The organism is Sinorhizobium fredii USDA 205, assembly GCF_001461695.1.
Taxonomy (GTDB): domain Bacteria; phylum Pseudomonadota; class Alphaproteobacteria; order Rhizobiales; family Rhizobiaceae; genus Sinorhizobium; species Sinorhizobium fredii.
Window position 1 is genome coordinate 82,110 of sequence record NZ_AUTC01000045.1, and the last position, 15,980, is coordinate 98,089.

The window sequence follows — 15,980 nt, forward strand, 5'->3', positions numbered from 1 at the left end:
TGAAAAGATAGCGCCGAACGCATTGCCGGCAATTTCGGGCTGTCGTCCGCCTCGACCTCAGCAATCCGTGATCTACTTTTCAAACCATGACAACGTTTGGCGCTCTGTTTCGCGGAATCAATGTGGTGTCGATCTCGGTGACCGACCTTGATCGCGCCCGCGCGTTTTACGGCGAGGTGCTCGGGTTCGGGCCGCCGATCTACGACCTGCCCGATGCCGGCTGGATCGAATTCTCCCCCGGGGCGGCGGGCGGGAACGTTTCGGTGACTTTGGCCGCGAGTGGCTGGATCCCGTCCACCGGGACGACCCTCGTCCTGACGGTGGAGGATTGCCAGGCGGCGGTCGTGGAACTGCGTCGCCGCGGCGTCCAGTGCGAGGATGCGCAGGTGTTCCCCGGCTTCGTGACCTTTGCGAGCTTCTACGATCCGTTCGGCAATCGCCTGCAGATGTGCAGCCCGGCTTAGGAATGCCCCCGTATTGCCGTCAGCGGAGTTGCCGCGGGCCGTAAGCGGCCATGAAGACGCGGATGGCCGATGTCACGTTCTTTTCGATTTGTCCGGCCGGGACGGTGTCGCACATGCCGAACAGGCGGCCCTTGAAGAGCCCGGCCATGGAAAGCTCGATGAACTGCTTGGCGGCCAGTTCCGTATCGTCGATCCAGAGCGTGCCTGCTGCCACCTGCTGGTCGAGATAGGCCTTCAATACGGTGTAGCCATTTTCCGGTGTCGCGGTGAAAAAGCGCTGTGCGAGCCGCGGCATGCGGTCGATCACGCCGAGCACGGTTCTCATTGCGCGGATCGTGTAGTCGGAGGTTATGCTGGTCACCAGCGTCACGGCGAAATCGTGAAGCGCTTCGTCGATCGGCTCGATGTCGTTCAGCGACTGCTTGATGCTGCTGACGATGCGGCTGCGCTCGCGGGCGATGAGCGCCTCGAAGAGATCTTCCTTGTTCTCGAAATAGACGTAGAGCGTACCCTTCGAAACGCCGGCCTCGCGGGTGATGTCGTTCATGCTGGCGGCGTCGAAATTGCTTCGCATGAAAACGCGCTTGGCGCCTTCGAGAATCTGCTCGCGTTTGACCGGGTCCTCGCCGGCGGCGCGTCGCCCGCTCGAAGGGTGCTGATCCTGCTGCAGGGACTTTTCCTGCTGTGCGCTTTTCGCTGAGGTCATAATCGCCGGACGTTTCCACTCCTGTAGATCACGAGGATCCTGGAACCAATTCCAGAATCATAAACGTGATCGATTGCGATAGAAAGCAAGGCGCGGGGAGGAACCTCGCTGTTTTTTACCTTGCTCATCACTTCGAACCGCTCGGTTCGATTTCCTCTTGATATGCGACGCAAAAGGCATTATGTCAAGATCAATCGAACCGAACGGTTCAGTTCAATTTAGCTAATTTAGCCAAAACGGTGTCCCATGTCCGCTTCCAGCACCTCCAGCGTAGCGCGCGTCCGTCCGGTCGACGACGATTTCGAAGGCGCCGATGCTCCGAGCCCAGAAGCCAAGGCCCCGACCGGCGAGGCCCCGCCGGTGACGGATCGTCCAGCTGCCGAGGCTGTCGCTCCCGCCAAGAAGCGCCGCAAGCCGATTGTTCCAGCCATCGGACTGGCGCTGCTCGCCGCCGGGGCCTGGTACGGCCACGACTGGTGGACCAACGGCCGCTTCATGGTCTCGACCGATGACGCCTATATCGAGGGCGACATCGCGACGATCTCTCCGAAAGTCTCCGGCTATGTCGCCAAGGTCGATGTGGTCGCCAATCAGCATGTGAAGGCGGGCGATCCGCTCGTCACGCTGGATGACGGTGACTATCGCATCGCGGCGGAGCAGGCCGAGGCGCAGATCGCCACGCAGAAGCTGGCGCTCAGCCGGTTCGATGCGCAGATCGCCGGCGCCCAAGCGAGCCTCAGCCAGGCCGAGGCCCAGAAGAAAGCCTTCGAAGCGGCGGTCAGGGGTGCCGAACTCACCCAAAAGCGCGCCAGCGATCTCCAATCCAGGGCCTTTGGAACGGATGCTTCACGCGACAGCGCCCAGGTTGCGCTCGATCAGGCGCGGGCAAATCTCGTCGGCGCCGAAGCCAACATCGCCTCGGCAAAGGCCAATATCACCGTGCTCGAGGCGCAGCGCGCCGAATCGGACAGCACGATCCGTTCGCTGGAGCTTTCGCGTGACAAGGCAAATCGCGACCTCGGCTTCACCGTGCTGAAAGCGCCCTATGACGGCGTCATCGGCAATGTCGCCGTCCAGGTCGGCGACCTCGTCTCGGCCGGCCAGCGCCTTGCCGCCCTCGTGCCGGTGGATCAGCTCTATATTGACGCGAATTTCAAGGAAACGCAGATCGCCCATCTGGTTCCCGGATCGAAGGTCCAGGTCCATGTAGACGCTTACGACGAGCACTCGATCGAGGGTACCGTCGCATCGATTTCGCCAGCCTCCGGCTCGGTCTTCTCGCTGCTGCCGGCGGAAAATGCCACCGGCAACTTCACAAAGATTATCCAGCGCGTGCCGGTTCGGATCACGCTCCCGGTCGACGCGCTCGCCAAGGGCAACCTGCGGGCCGGCCTGAGCGTCGTGGTCGACGTCGACACCCGCACGGCGCCGGAAGCCGCGAAGGTCGCCGAAGCGAAATAAGCGCGCGAGCGGGATGAGGAAAAGTGTGAGCGGTTTTCCGCCCGCATCCCGCACCAGCAAGATTAGGCGCAAGGAGTAGCAGACATGGCTGCGACGGCAACAGCGGGCCCGGTGGCGACAAGCGGCGCCGGGGCCGAGGAGCGCATGGATCCGCGGCGGCTCATCGCCTTTTTCGCGATGGTCGTCGGCATGTTCATGGCGATCCTCGACATCCAGATCGTTTCGGCCTCACTTGCCGAAATCCAGGCGGGACTTTCCGCCGGATCGGACGAGATCGGCTGGGTGCAGACCTCCTACCTGATTGCCGAAGTCATCATGATCCCGCTGTCGGGTACGCTTGCCCGCATCGTTTCGACGCGGGTGCTGTTCTCCGTCGCGGCCGCCGGCTTCACCGCCTCCAGCGCGCTTGCCGCAACCGCCACCAATATCGACCAGATGATCGTCTATCGGGCGATCCAGGGCTTCATCGGCGGCGGCATGATCCCCTCGGTCTTCGCCGCCGCCTTCACGATCTTCCCGCCATCGAAGCGCAATATCGTCTCGCCGATCATCGGCCTGATCGCGACGCTTGCCCCGACCATCGGCCCGACGGTCGGCGGCTACCTGAGTCATGCCTTCTCCTGGCACTGGCTGTTTCTCGTCAACGTCATTCCCGGCATCATCGTCGCGACGCTGACCTGGATTTTCATCGACTTCGACGAGCCGGAACTGGGCCTGATGAAGAAGTTCGACTGGTGGGGCCTGTTCTCGATGGCGATCTTCCTCGGTTCGCTCGAATATGTGCTGGAGGAGGGCAATGCCAATGATTGGTTCAGTGACGACTACATCGTCATCGGCGCGGTCGCCGCGACTGTGGCCGCTGCGATCTTCTTCTACCGGGCCTTCAAGGTGGAGTTTCCGGTGGTCGATCTCAGGGCCTTCGCCAATCGCAACTTCACCTTCGGTTCGCTGTTCTCCTTCGTGATGGGCATCGGCCTCTACGGCCTCACCTATCTCTATCCGCTCTATCTCGGGCGCATCCGCGGCTACGATTCGCTGATGATCGGCGAGACGATGTTCGTCTCCGGCCTCGCCATGTTCCTCACCGCCCCGGTCGCCGGATTCCTGGCAGGCCGTCTCGACCCGCGCCTGATGATGACCATCGGCTTTGCCGGCTTTGCGGCGGGCACCTGGACGATGAGCCAGCTGACTGCGGACTGGGATTTCTGGGAACTGCTCGTGCCGCAGATCCTGCGCGGCTGCTCGCTGATGCTGTGCATGGTGCCGATCAACAATATCGCGCTCGGCACGCTGCCGCCGGCACGAATCCGCAACGCCTCCGGCCTCTTCAATCTGACGCGCAACCTCGGCGGCGCCGTCGGCCTCGCGATCATCAACACGATCCTGACGCAGCGCCAGGATCTCCACTATGCCCGCATGGCCGAACATATCCAGTGGGGCAATCCGGAGGCGATCGATCGGTTGAACAATATGACGTCGAACTTCGACGCCTACGGCCTGGATGGCGCGACGGCCGCCGTCAAGCAGCTGGCTGCGATGGTCCAGCAGCAGGCCGTCATCATGTCCTTCATCGACGTGTTCCTGATCCTCACTGCCCTGTTCCTGGCGATGATCCTTGGCGTGCTGATGATCAAGAAGCCGGAGGGCGCCGGCCCCGGAGGTAGTGGGCACTAAAGCCCGGCAACGCCCTCGCTCCGCTGCCGCGACCCTCTCCCCATATGCGGAGAGAGAGTGTAAACGGCACGCTTTACGCGTTCCGAGCCCTGCGGCAAAATCGCGCTTCGCTTGTTCCGTCCGAGCTGGTCGAGGGCGGTGAGGGAGCGCGGGGGGCAGCATGAACGACAATGCATTCCATGTGTCGTCCAGAAGGACGTTTCTTGCCAGTGCGGCGGGCTTCGGCCTTTCGCTGATGGCAGGCGGCGGACGTACGGCAACCCGGCCCCCGGTCGACGCGACTTTCCTCTTTTCCAATGACATCCATGCCTGCATCGTTTCGACGGAAGGCCTGGCGCCGAACTGCGAACAGGAAGGCAAGACCGACGCAAACCTGTTGCGCCACATTGCGGCGCTCAATGCGATGCCCGGCCAGCATTGGCCGGAATTGATTGACGGAAAGCCAAGCGGTCTTGCCAGCGCCGGAACGAAGATCGCCCGGCCGTTCGGCCTTGTCCTCGGCGGCGATATCACCGACGACGGCGGCGGCCAGGTGCGCGATCCGCGCGAAGGGCGGCAGTTGCAGCAGTTCCAGAGCCGCTACGAGCATGGTGTCGGGCCGCATCACATCCACTATCCCGTCTATGTCGGTCTCGGAAACCATGATCTCGACCAGGATGGCGCGCCGCCGAACGTCGACTGGTATCGCCGCGAATTGCGCGACTATGTGGAGCTTACCCATCGCCAGTCCGTGTTCTACAGGCCCCCGGTACCCGTCACCAACTACGATCCGCTATCGGACAACTATTCCTGGGACTGGGGCGGTCTTCATCTCGTGCAATTGCAGCGCTTCGGCGGGGACGAGAACAAGGGGGCCGTGAGCGGCCTGCCGTGGCTGAAGCGCGATCTCGCCGCTTACGCCGCTGACGGCCGCCCGGTTGTGCTGTTCCAGCATTATGGCTGGGATGCATTCTCGACCGAGGTCTGGGACGCCGCGGCGAAAACCTTCGACGATCAGGGAGACGGCGAACCGCATTGGTGGAGCCCGGCTGAGCGCGATGCCTTGCTTGACGCTCTCAAGGGCTACAATGTCGTCGGGCTCTTCCACGGTCACGAGCATGACCGGGTGATGGCCTATCGCGCCGGCGAGCTTGACATCTTCAAGCCCAAGGCGGCCTATCTCGGCGGCTTCGCGCTGGTGCGGGTGACCGACAAGTTCCTGGATGTCGTCTTCGGAGAGGCGCGTGGCGAGACAGGCGACGCCGCCTTCACGCACGCGTTCAACAGGCGTTTCGACTGACATGTCGACGCATAAATTTAGTGGCTTTTTCGCTCTCTCGATATTTTTGATTTACGTACATCAAAACTTCCTCTAAGGGGTGTCGCGAGGAGGAAGAGATGCGACCAACCGTTCACGATATCGCCGCCGAGGCAGGCGTCAGCCTGGCGACCGTCGACCGGGTTCTGAACAACCGGCCGGGCGTTAGGTCCGTGACGCGCGACAAGGTCGAGCGGGCAATCGCGACGCTTGGCTATGTGCGTGACGTTGCGGCGGCCAATCTCGCCAAGGGCCGCAGCTATTCCCTGATCTTCATCCTGCCTGCCGGCGAAAACTCCTTCATGCGCGGGCTCGAGGCCGAGGTGAGGGCCGCCATGGCGCACTCGCCGGCCGAACGGACTGAAATCGCCATACTCTCCGTTCCCGCCTTCGACGCGCGCGCCCTCGCGGACGCCGTGGCAGAGGCCCACCGGCGAAGGCCCGCAGGCGTTGCCGTCGTCGCTGTCGACGCCCCCGAGGTGACGCAGGCGGTGAAGCGTCTGCGCGAGGATGGGATTGCCGTGGTCACGCTCGTTTCGGACCTGCCGGGGTCGATGCGCGATCATTTTGCCGGCGTCGACAACATCGCGGCCGGACGCACCGCCGGAAACCTGATGGGTCGCTTCCTCGGCGATCGCCCCGGGCCGGTTGCGGTGGTGGCAGGTTCGATGCTCGTGCGCGACCACAGGGAGCGGTTGGAAGGCTTCCAGGGGGTCATGCGCCAATGCTTCGAAACACGCTTGCTGCTGCCTGTCGTCGAGGGTCAGGACGATGCAGCCCTCGTCGAGAAGCTGGTCGGCGCGCTCATCGAGCGCCATCCGGATCTTGCCGGCATCTATAGCCTCGGCGCGGGCAATCGCGGCCTCGTCGCCGCGGTCGAGAAAGCCGGCAGGGAAATGAAGATCTGTGCGATTGCGCACGAACTGACGCCCCATAGCCGGGCCGCTCTGCTTTCCGGAACGATCGATGTGCTGCTCAACCAGGATGCGGGCCACGAGGTCAGGAGCGCAATCCGGGTGCTGAAGGCGAAGGCCGACGGGCTGGCGGTGATCGAGGCGCAGGAACGCATCCGCATCGACATATTCCTGAAGGACAACCTGCCGATCGAGCAGGCATAGGAGGACAGAGATGTATCTCGGACTGGATCTCGGCACGTCCGGCGTCAAGGCCACGCTGATCGACGGCGAGCAGAAGATCATCGGCTCCGCCTCGGCCGCGCTCGACGTCTCGCGGCCGCATCCCGGCTGGTCGGAGCAGGACCCGGCCGACTGGACCCGGGCCGCCGAGGCGGCGATCGACGGCCTCAAGAAGGCGCATCCGCAAGCGCTTGCTGCGGTGCGCGGCGTCGGTCTTTCCGGCCAGATGCACGGCGCGACGCTTATCGACGAAAGCGACAAGGTGCTGCGTCCGTGCATCCTCTGGAACGATACGCGCAGCTTTCGCCAGGCGGCCGCACTCGACGGCGACCCGCAGTTCCGGGCGCTGACCGGCAATATCGTCTTTCCCGGCTTCACCGCGCCGAAGCTCGCCTGGGTGCGCGAAAACGAGCCGGAGATCTTTGCCAAACTCCGCTGGGTGCTCCTGCCCAAGGACTATCTCCGCCTGTGGCTGACCGGCGAACATATTTCGGAAATGTCGGATTCCGCCGGCACGTCCTGGCTCGATACGGGCAAGCGCAACTGGTCTGAAAGCCTGCTTGCCGCCACCCACCTCGAGGAACGGCAGATGCCGGACCTTGTCGAGGGAACCGACAGCGCCGGCACGCTCAGGCCGGAACTTGCGAGCCGCTGGGGCATGGGGCCGGGTGTCGTCCTTGCCGGCGGCGCCGGCGACAATGCGGCGTCGGCCTGCGGCATGGGCACCGTGGGCGAGGGGCAGGCCTTCGTCTCGCTTGGTACATCCGGCGTGCTGTTCGCCGCCAATGCCAGCTATCTTCCGAATCCGGAAAGCGCCGTCCATGCCTTCTGCCATGCGCTGCCGAACACCTGGCACCAGATGGGGGTGATCCTCTCGGCGACCGACGCGCTCAACTGGCATGCGGGCATCACCGGCAGAAGTGCTGCGGAGCTGACGGGCGAGCTTAGCGATACGCTCAAGGCGCCGGGTTCGGTGACATTCCTTCCTTATCTCTCGGGCGAGCGCACGCCGCACAACGACGCGGCGATCCGCGGCGTCTTTGCCGGCCTCGGCCATGAAAGCTCTCGCGCCGCGCTGACACAGGCGGTGCTGGAAGGGGTGGCCTTCGCGATCCGCGACAGCCTGGAAGCGTTGCGTGCCGCCGGCACGACGCTCAATCGTGTCACCGCGATCGGCGGCGGGTCGCGGTCGCGCTATTGGCTGAAGTCGATCGCGACCGCACTCGACCTGCCGGTCGACCTGCCGGCCGACGGCGATTTCGGTGCCGCGTTCGGTGCGGCCCGGCTCGGCCTGATCGCCGCGACCGGCGCCGATCCGGTCGCGACCTGCTATGCGCCGGCGACGGCGGAGACGATCGCGCCGGACGTCTCGCTGGTGGCGGCCTATGAGGACGCCTACCAGCGCTATCGCCGGCTTTACCCCGCCATCAAGGGAGCGACGACCTAAGATCCCGGTCAGACCGGTACCGTTGGTTACAGCGTACCATGCAATGAAAACGATTACTTTCCACCAGATGGCCGCCTTTTTGCACAAGCGGCCGGCAACAGTCCACGATAAGGAGACAGCCGTGAGCACCGGATTTTTCGGCGATATCGCCAAGATCAAATATGAAGGGCTGGAGAGCACCAATCCGCTCGCCTTCCGCCACTACAATCCGGACGAGGTCGTTCTCGGCAAGCGGATGGAAGACCATCTGCGCTTCGCCGTTGCCTATTGGCACACTTTCGTCTGGCCGGGCGGCGATCCGTTCGGCGGCCAGACCTTCGAACGCCCCTGGTTCAAGGACACGATGGACGCGGCGAAGCTGAAGGCCGACGTGGCCTTCGAATTCTTCCAGCTTCTCGGCGTGCCATTCTATTGCTTCCATGACGCCGACGTTCGCCCGGAGGGCCGGAACTTCGCCGAGAACACCAGCAACCTCAATGAGATCGTCGACCACTTCGCCGAGAAGCAGGCCGAGACCGGCGTCAAGCTGCTGTGGGGCACGGCGAACCTGTTCTCGAACCGCCGCTATATGGGCGGTGCCGCGACCAATCCGGATCCGGACGTCTTCGCCTTTGCGGCGGCGACGGTGAAGACCTGCATCGACGCGACGCAGCGGCTCGGCGGCGAGAACTATGTGCTGTGGGGCGGGCGTGAGGGCTATGAGACCCTGCTCAACACCGATCTCAAGCGCGAACTCGACCAGCTCGGCCGCTTCGTCAACCTCGTCGTCGAATACAAGCACAAGATCGGCTTCAAGGGCGCGATCCTGATCGAGCCGAAGCCGCAGGAGCCGACCAAGCACCAGTATGACTTCGACGTCGCGACCGTCTACGGCTTCCTCAAGAAGTACGGTCTCGAGAACGAGGTGAAGGTCAATATCGAGCAGGGCCATGCGATCCTTGCCGGCCATTCCTTCGAACACGAGCTGGCGCTCGCCAATGCGCTCGGCATCTTCGGTTCGATCGACATGAACCGTAACGACTACCAGTCCGGCTGGGACACCGACCAGTTCCCCAACAACGTGCCGGAAATGGCGCTCGCCTATTATCACGTTCTCTCGGGCGGCGGCTTCAAGACCGGCGGCACGAACTTCGATGCGAAGCTGCGCCGCCAGTCGATCGATCCGGAGGATCTCTTGATCGGCCATATCGGCGGCATGGATTGCTGCGCCCGCGGCCTCAAGGCGGCGGCGAAGATGGTCGAGGACCAGGCGCTCTCCGGTCCGCTCGAAAAGCGCTATGCCGGCTGGAATGTCCCCGAAGCGAAGAAGATGCTCGATGGCGGCTTCTCGCTCGAGGAGATCGAGGCCTGGGTGCGGAAGGCCGATCTCAACCCGCAGGCGAAGTCCGGCAAGCAGGAGTACCTGGAAAACGTGGTCAATCGCTACGTCTGACGGGGCGAATGGCTCCGGGCGGGCTGGCGGGTGGCATGGATTTCATGATGCCTGTCAGCCGCTTCCGGGCGGCTCGTTACCCGTCCTCGTGGGGCAGCCCGCGGGTGCCAACCGATCCTCTTCGCGACAGGACAGAAGCCCATTGCCCCTCGCGAAGAATCTGCTAGCTTCTGGCTCCTGCAACGTTGCAGGTATTTAAGATATCGCGAAAATTGCGGGGCAAGGCGCTCGAATATCACTCGACCGGCAGGCCGGTGTGTCAGAAATCCGATCCATTAGGGAGGAAATTTGCATGAAGACCATCAAGGGACCGGGGCTTTTTCTTGCGCAATTCGCCGGCGACGCGGCGCCGTTCAATTCGTGGGATTCGATTACCAAATGGGCGGCCGATTGCGGCTACAAGGGCGTGCAGGTGCCGAGCTGGGACGGCCGGATCTTCGACCTGAGGAAGGCGGCCGAATCGAAGAGCTATTGCGAAGAGATCGCCGGCAAGGCGCGCGACAATGGCGTCGAGATCACCGAGCTCTCGACGCATCTGCAGGGCCAGCTCGTCGCCGTGCATCCGGCCTATGACGAGGCCTTCGACGGCTTTGCCGCACCGGAGGTGCGCGGCAATCCGAAGGCGCGGCAGCAATGGGCGGTCGAGCAGGTGAAGCTGGCGCTGACCGCCTCGAGAAACCTCGGCCTCGATGCCATGGCGAGCTTTTCCGGCGCGCTCGCCTGGCCTTTCGTCTATCCTTGGCCGCAGCGCCCGGCGGGGCTGGCGGAGACAGCCTTCGACGAACTGGCTCGACGCTGGAAACCAATCCTCGATCATGCGGAGGACTGCGGCGTCGATGTCTGCTACGAGATCCATCCGGGCGAGGACCTGCACGACGGCATCACCTATGAGATGTTCCTGGAGCGCACCGGAAACCATGCCCGGGCCTGCATGCTCTACGATCCGTCGCACTACGTCCTGCAGTGCCTCGACTATCTCGACAATATCGACATCTACAAGGACCGCATCCGGATGTTCCACGTCAAGGACGCGGAATTCAATCCGACCGGCCGGCAGGGCGTTTATGGAGGCTACCAGAGTTGGGTCAACCGCGCCGGCCGCTTCCGTTCGCTCGGCGACGGCCAGGTCGATTTCGGCGCGGTGTTCTCGAAGATGGCGGCGAACGATTTCGCCGGCTGGGCGGTGGTCGAGTGGGAATGCTGCCTGAAGCATCCGGAAGACGGCGCGCGCGAGGGGGCGGAATTCGTCAAGGCGCATATCATCCGCGTCACCGAGAAGGCCTTTGACGATTTTGCCGACAGCGGCACGGATGAGGCGGCGAATCGGCGGATGTTGGGGATCTGAGTGGGGCAAGTCCCCTCTCCAACCCCTCCCCACAAGGGGGAGGGGCTTGTTGCGGCGCCGCCGCGATTCTCGCCCCCTTGTGGGGGAGATGCCCCGGCAGGGCAGAGGGGGTCTTCATCCCCGGCAACCAGACACACATTCCAGGAGAGAAAACACGATGGCTATCGAGGGAAACAGTACGGAAACTCGTCAACAACGGATCCGCCTCGGCATGGTCGGCGGCGGCTCCGGCGCCTTCATCGGCGCGGTGCACCGGATCGCCGCAAGGCTTGACGACCAATACGAGCTGGTCGCCGGCGCTCTGTCGTCGACCCCCGAGAAGGCGCAAGCCTCGGGACGCGAGCTTGGGCTCGACTCGTCGCGCGTCTATTCGGATTTCAAGGAAATGGCGATCCGCGAGGCGAAGCTGAAGAACGGCATCGAAGCCGTGGCGATCGTGACGCCGAACCACGTTCATTACGCGGCGGCAAAGGAGTTCCTGAAGCGCGGCATCCACGTGATCTGCGACAAGCCGCTGACCTCGACGCTCGCCGACGCGAAGAAGCTGAAGAAGGCGGCGGAGGAAAGCGACGCGCTCTTCGTGCTGACGCACAATTATACCGGCTATCCGATGGTTCGGCAGGCACGCGAGATGATCGCCAATGGCGAGATCGGCGCCGTACGCCTGGTGCAGATGGAATATCCGCAGGACTGGCTGACGGAAAATATCGAGCAGTCCGGCCAGAAGCAGGCAGCGTGGCGGACCGACCCGGCACGCTCCGGCGCCGGCGGCTCGACGGGCGATATCGGCACGCATGCCTACAATCTCGGCTGTTTCGTATCCGGGCTCGAACTCGACGAACTCTCGGCCGATCTCGACAGTTTCGTCGCCGGTCGCCAGCTCGACGACAATGCTCATATGATGCTGCGCTTCAAGGAGAAGGACGGCGCACGGGCGAAGGGCATGCTCTGGTGCAGCCAGGTGGCGCCCGGTCACGAGAACGGCCTGATGGTGCGCGTCTATGGCACCAAGGGCGGCCTCGAATGGACGCAGAAGGATCCGAACTACCTCTGGTACACGCCCTTCGGCGAACCAAAGCGCCTGCTGACGCGCGCCGGAGCCGGGGCTTCCCCCGCATCGGCACGCGTATCGCGCATTCCCTCCGGTCATCCGGAAGGCTATCTGGAAGGCTTCGCGAATATCTATGCCGAGGCCGCCCGCGCGATCCATGCCAAGCGCAACGGCGACAAGGTGGATCCCGCTGTCACATATCCGACGATCGACGACGGTATGAAGGGCATGGTCTTCGTCGATGCCTGCGTGCGGTCTTCGCAGCGCAACGGCGCCTGGATCAAGGTCTGATCCGGACCGGCAAGTTCATGAAGGGCGGGGTGTGCCTCGCCCTTTTTCGTTGACATTTGCTGCAGCGGCTTTAGGCCACGCTCACGAACGAGAGCGGCATGGAAGACGCCTGTCTTTTCGTGCGCGCCGCTCTCCCATTGGAAACGAATGCAGCCGCGCCCCTTCCGACGCGCTGTGCAGACGACGGGACAAGAACGATGATCGAAGCCAAGAAACTCGCAGAACGCTTCCCTGGCGACTTTGTCTTCGGCGTCGCCACCGCATCCTTCCAGATCGAGGGTGCCAGCAAGGCCGACGGCCGCAAGCCGTCCATCTGGGACGCCTTCTCCAACATGCCGGGTCGCGTTTTCGAGCGCCACAATGGCGACGTGGCTTGCGATCATTACAATCGCCTGGAACAGGATCTCGATCTCATCAAGAGCCTCGGCGTCGAGGCCTACCGCTTCTCGATCGCCTGGCCGCGCGTTATACCCGAAGGCACCGGGCCGATCAACGAGAAAGGGCTCGACTTCTACGACCGCCTGGTCGACGGCCTGAAGGCGCGGGGCATCAAGGCCTTCGCGACGCTCTACCATTGGGACCTGCCGCTGGCGCTGATGGGCGACGGTGGCTGGACGGCGCGCACGACCGCCTACGCCTACCAACGCTATGCGAAGACGGTGATCGCCCGTATCGGCGACCGGCTCGATGCGGTAGCCACCTTCAACGAGCCCTGGTGCTCGGTGTGGCTCAGCCATCTCTACGGCATCCACGCGCCGGGCGAGCGCAACATGGACGCCGCCCTTGCCGCACTGCATTTCACCAATCTCGCCCATGGCCTGGGTGTCTCGGCGGTCCGCTCGGAACGCGCTGACCTGCCGGTCGGCATCGTCATCAATGCCCATTCGGTCTATCCCGGCAGCGACGGCGCCAAGGACAAGGCCGCGGCCGAGCGCGCCTTCGACTTCCATAATGGCGTCTTCTTCGGCCCGATCTTCAAGGGGGAATATCCGGAAGGCTTCCTCGCGGCGCTCGGATCCCGCATGCCGCTGATCGAGGACGGCGACATGGCGACGATCGCCCAGCCGCTCGACTGGTGGGGGCTCAACTACTATACTCCGATGCGCGTTTCGCATGATCCGGCGGCCGGCGCCGAATATCCGGCGACAATCAATGCGAAGCCGGTCAGTGACGTGAAGACGGATATCGGTTGGGAGGTATATGCACCGGCGCTCGGCGCCCTGGTGGAAACCCTCAACGCCCGCTACACGCTTCCGGATTGCTACATCACCGAGAACGGCGCCTGCTACAATATGGGAGTCGAGAACGGCCTCGTCGACGACCAGCCGCGGCTCGACTACATTGCCGATCACCTATCGGTGACGGCGGACCTGATCGCCAGGGGTTATCCGATGCGCGGCTATTTCGCCTGGAGCCTGATGGACAATTTCGAATGGGCGGAAGGCTACCGGATGCGTTTCGGCATCGTCCATGTCGACTATGAGACGCAGGTCCGGACGATCAAGAAGAGCGGTCAGTGGTACAAGCAACTGGCGGAACAATTCCCGAAAGGCAATCACAGGCCGGCCTGAGGGACGGCAACCGCGCGGCGCGGCGGAATTATTTTACATAAAAAGAGTAGACTTTGCGCCGAGCCGCGGCCTTCGGGAAAATCGTGCCTGTGAAACGCGAGAGCCGACGGGCATAACAACCCTGAACTTTGCGGCATGGCAGCCATGCTGCTCGCGACATTGAACCGACCGGTTGCCCGATGATAGAGAATTGCTCTCCAATCCGAATGTGTTGCCGCGTGTCGACTTGACCAGGCGCATTCGCTTCCCGGCTCCTGCTGACTGGGACAGAGTTTCGAACATCCGAGAGCATCATGTATCCTGACATCGCTGTGATCCCTCCTTTGGGGGCGGCCGGACAATGAGTTTTACGACATCCACAATTGCGGCCGACGATGCCGCCGTCGTCTTCGACGGCGTTTCCAAGCGCTTCGCGGCATCCGGAAAAAGCGCTGCCTTCACGGCGCTCGACAATGTCAGCCTGACGGTCGCGCGCGGCTCGATCACCGGCATCATCGGCCGCTCCGGCGCCGGCAAGTCCACGCTGATCCGGCTGGTCAATGGTCTCGAGAAGCCTACGAGCGGCAAGGTGTTCGTCGACGGCGTCGATGTCGGCGTGCTCGACGAGGGCGGATTGCGCGACCTGCGGCGCTCTGTCGGCATGATCTTCCAGCACTTCAATCTGCTCTCGTCGCGGACCGTTTTCGGCAATGTGGCCCTGCCGCTGGAAATCTCCGGCATGGACCGCCGGGCGATCGATGAGCGCGTGCGGCCGCTTCTCGACCTGGTCGGCCTCGCCGACAAGCATGGCCGCTATCCGTCCGAGCTTTCCGGCGGCCAGAAGCAGCGCATCGGCATTGCCCGGGCGCTGGCGACCGAACCGAAACTGCTTCTCTCGGACGAGGCGACCTCGGCGCTCGACCCAGAAACGACCCAGTCCATTCTCCAGCTCCTGAAGCGGATCAATGCGGAGCTCGGGCTGACGGTGCTGCTCATCACACATGAGATGGAAGTGGTGAAGGCCGTCACCTCCGATGTGGCGGTGATCGACAAGGGCGAAATCGTCGAACGCGGCCAGACCTTCGACGTCTTCACCCATCCGAAGCACGCGACGACGCGGGCGCTGCTTTCCGGCCTGCCGGGGTCGAAACTGCCGGAAGCCATTGCCAGAGGCCTCAAGACCGCAGCGGCAGAGGGCGATCGCGTCGTCGTGCGGCTGACCTTCTTCGGCGCCGCGGCCGAGCGGCCGCTGATCTCGCGGCTCATCCAGTCGATCGGCGCCGAGGTCAACATCATCGCCGGCACGATCGACGAGATCGGCGGCAAGCCCTACGGCTCGCTCGTCGTCGCCTATGGCGCGGATCCGGAAACCGCGGCAAGGGCCGATCGTTTCTTCGCCGAGAACGGACTGGTCACGGAGGTGCTCGGCTATGTCGCCTGATCTTCTCATGCTCATCGGCAAGGCCACGCTCGACACGTTGCGGATGGTGGCGATCGCCGGCTTCATCGGCGCGCTGATCGGCCTCCCGATCGGTATCTTCCTGGCGACCAGCGGCAGGGGCGAACTGTTTCCGGCGCCCAATGTCAACCGCGCCGTCGGGCTAATCGTCAATGCGACGCGATCGACGCCCTTCATCATCCTGGTCGTGGCGATCATCCCGTTCACAAGGCTCGTTACCGGCACCTCGATCGGCACCAAGGCGGCGATCGTGCCGCTGACGATCGCAACCATCCCGTTCTTCGCCCGCCTCGTCGAAGCGGCAATCCGCGACGTCGACAAGGGCCTGATCGAGGCGGCGCGGGCCATGGGCGCCACCCCGATGCAGATCGTCTTCAAGGTGCTGCTCGCCGAGGCGCGGCCGGCACTGACGCTGGCGCTCACCATGACGATCGTCAGCCTCATCGGCTATTCGGCGATGGTCGGCGCCGTCGGTGGCGGCGGTCTCGGCGATCTCGGCATCCGTTACGGCTACCAGCGCTTCATGCCCGACGTCATGCTGATCGTCGTCATCGTCCTGATCGTGCTCGTGCAGCTCGTCCAGAGTGCCGGCGACCGCCTGGCGCGCCGCTTCGACAAGCGCAGCCGCAAGACCTGACCTTTCCTCCCCACACGCGACTTCCTTCAG

Annotated in this window: 13 protein-coding genes; 12 read left to right on the plus strand and 1 reads right to left on the minus strand. The window is 63.5% G+C overall.

What is annotated here, in order from left to right:
- Nucleotides 1–125 precede the first annotated feature (125 nt).
- Nucleotides 126–464, plus strand: a complete 339-nt coding sequence (locus tag N181_RS06295; protein ID WP_234885891.1) for a VOC family protein — start codon at nucleotides 126–128, stop codon at nucleotides 462–464.
- Between the two features lie 19 nt (nucleotides 465–483).
- Here the strand turns inward: N181_RS06295 and N181_RS06300 are convergent, their stop codons facing one another.
- Complete coding sequence (locus N181_RS06300) at nucleotides 484–1,170, minus strand: TetR/AcrR family transcriptional regulator (protein WP_037394092.1); 687 nt, start codon at nucleotides 1,168–1,170, stop codon at nucleotides 484–486.
- A gap of 246 nt (nucleotides 1,171–1,416) precedes the next feature.
- Here N181_RS06300 and N181_RS06305 point away from each other — a divergent pair, with 246 nt between their 5' ends.
- From N181_RS06305 to N181_RS06355, 11 genes are all read left to right on the plus strand, one after another.
- Entirely contained in the window at nucleotides 1,417–2,631 is a 1,215-nt protein-coding gene (locus tag N181_RS06305) for an HlyD family secretion protein (protein WP_037435151.1), read from the plus strand.
- An 84-nt stretch (nucleotides 2,632–2,715) separates the two neighbouring features.
- A complete protein-coding gene (locus N181_RS06310; protein ID WP_037394130.1) occupies nucleotides 2,716–4,305 on the plus strand; it encodes a DHA2 family efflux MFS transporter permease subunit in 1,590 nt (529 codons plus the stop codon).
- Between the two features lie 160 nt (nucleotides 4,306–4,465).
- Nucleotides 4,466–5,584: a metallophosphoesterase gene (locus N181_RS06315; RefSeq protein ID WP_050984026.1), complete on the plus strand. Its 1,119-nt coding sequence runs from the start codon at nucleotides 4,466–4,468 to the stop codon at nucleotides 5,582–5,584.
- 98 nt (nucleotides 5,585–5,682) lie between these two features.
- Nucleotides 5,683–6,720, plus strand: coding sequence for a LacI family DNA-binding transcriptional regulator (locus N181_RS06320; RefSeq protein ID WP_037394132.1), 1,038 nt, complete (start codon nucleotides 5,683–5,685; stop codon nucleotides 6,718–6,720).
- Between the two features lie 10 nt (nucleotides 6,721–6,730).
- Nucleotides 6,731–8,185 carry a xylulokinase gene (xylB, locus tag N181_RS06325; RefSeq protein WP_050984027.1) on the plus strand — a complete coding sequence of 485 codons (1,455 nt, stop codon included), beginning with the start codon at nucleotides 6,731–6,733 and terminating at the stop codon, nucleotides 8,183–8,185.
- Between the two features lie 121 nt (nucleotides 8,186–8,306).
- Nucleotides 8,307–9,617, plus strand: a complete 1,311-nt coding sequence (gene xylA / locus N181_RS06330; protein ID WP_037394143.1) for a xylose isomerase — start codon at nucleotides 8,307–8,309, stop codon at nucleotides 9,615–9,617.
- A gap of 292 nt (nucleotides 9,618–9,909) precedes the next feature.
- Nucleotides 9,910–10,962 carry a sugar phosphate isomerase/epimerase family protein gene (locus tag N181_RS06335; protein ID WP_014329857.1) on the plus strand — a complete coding sequence of 351 codons (1,053 nt, stop codon included), beginning with the start codon at nucleotides 9,910–9,912 and terminating at the stop codon, nucleotides 10,960–10,962.
- Nucleotides 10,963–11,119: 157 nt separating this feature from the next.
- Nucleotides 11,120–12,304 carry a Gfo/Idh/MocA family protein gene (locus N181_RS06340; RefSeq protein WP_014329856.1) on the plus strand — a complete coding sequence of 395 codons (1,185 nt, stop codon included), beginning with the start codon at nucleotides 11,120–11,122 and terminating at the stop codon, nucleotides 12,302–12,304.
- A 197-nt stretch (nucleotides 12,305–12,501) separates the two neighbouring features.
- Nucleotides 12,502–13,875, plus strand: a complete 1,374-nt coding sequence (locus tag N181_RS06345) for a GH1 family beta-glucosidase (protein ID WP_014329855.1) — start codon at nucleotides 12,502–12,504, stop codon at nucleotides 13,873–13,875.
- 340 nt (nucleotides 13,876–14,215) lie between these two features.
- A complete protein-coding gene (locus N181_RS06350) occupies nucleotides 14,216–15,295 on the plus strand; it encodes a methionine ABC transporter ATP-binding protein (protein WP_014329854.1) in 1,080 nt (359 codons plus the stop codon).
- Nucleotides 15,285–15,950 (plus strand): methionine ABC transporter permease, encoded by a 666-nt coding sequence (locus N181_RS06355; RefSeq protein ID WP_014329853.1) that lies wholly within the window; start codon nucleotides 15,285–15,287, stop codon nucleotides 15,948–15,950. The genes N181_RS06350 and N181_RS06355 overlap by 11 nt, the downstream gene beginning before the upstream one ends.
- Nucleotides 15,951–15,980: the final 30 nt, after the last annotated feature.

Bases quoted from the DNA above. Each gene is read 5' to 3' on its own strand.
- N181_RS06300 (WP_037394092.1), bottom strand. From the start codon at position 1,170: ATGACCTCAGCGAAAAGCGCACAGCAGGAAAAGTCCCTGCAGCAGGAT.
- N181_RS06305 (WP_037435151.1), top strand. From the start codon at position 1,417: ATGTCCGCTTCCAGCACCTCCAGCGTAGCGCGCGTCCGTCCGGTCGAC.
- N181_RS06310 (WP_037394130.1), top strand. From the start codon at position 2,716: ATGGCTGCGACGGCAACAGCGGGCCCGGTGGCGACAAGCGGCGCCGGG.
- N181_RS06315 (WP_050984026.1), top strand. From the start codon at position 4,466: ATGAACGACAATGCATTCCATGTGTCGTCCAGAAGGACGTTTCTTGCC.
- N181_RS06320 (WP_037394132.1), top strand. From the start codon at position 5,683: ATGCGACCAACCGTTCACGATATCGCCGCCGAGGCAGGCGTCAGCCTG.
- xylB (WP_050984027.1), top strand. From the start codon at position 6,731: ATGTATCTCGGACTGGATCTCGGCACGTCCGGCGTCAAGGCCACGCTG.
- N181_RS06335 (WP_014329857.1), top strand. From the start codon at position 9,910: ATGAAGACCATCAAGGGACCGGGGCTTTTTCTTGCGCAATTCGCCGGC.
- N181_RS06340 (WP_014329856.1), top strand. From the start codon at position 11,120: ATGGCTATCGAGGGAAACAGTACGGAAACTCGTCAACAACGGATCCGC.
- N181_RS06345 (WP_014329855.1), top strand. From the start codon at position 12,502: ATGATCGAAGCCAAGAAACTCGCAGAACGCTTCCCTGGCGACTTTGTC.
- N181_RS06350 (WP_014329854.1), top strand. From the start codon at position 14,216: ATGAGTTTTACGACATCCACAATTGCGGCCGACGATGCCGCCGTCGTC.
- N181_RS06355 (WP_014329853.1), top strand. From the start codon at position 15,285: ATGTCGCCTGATCTTCTCATGCTCATCGGCAAGGCCACGCTCGACACG.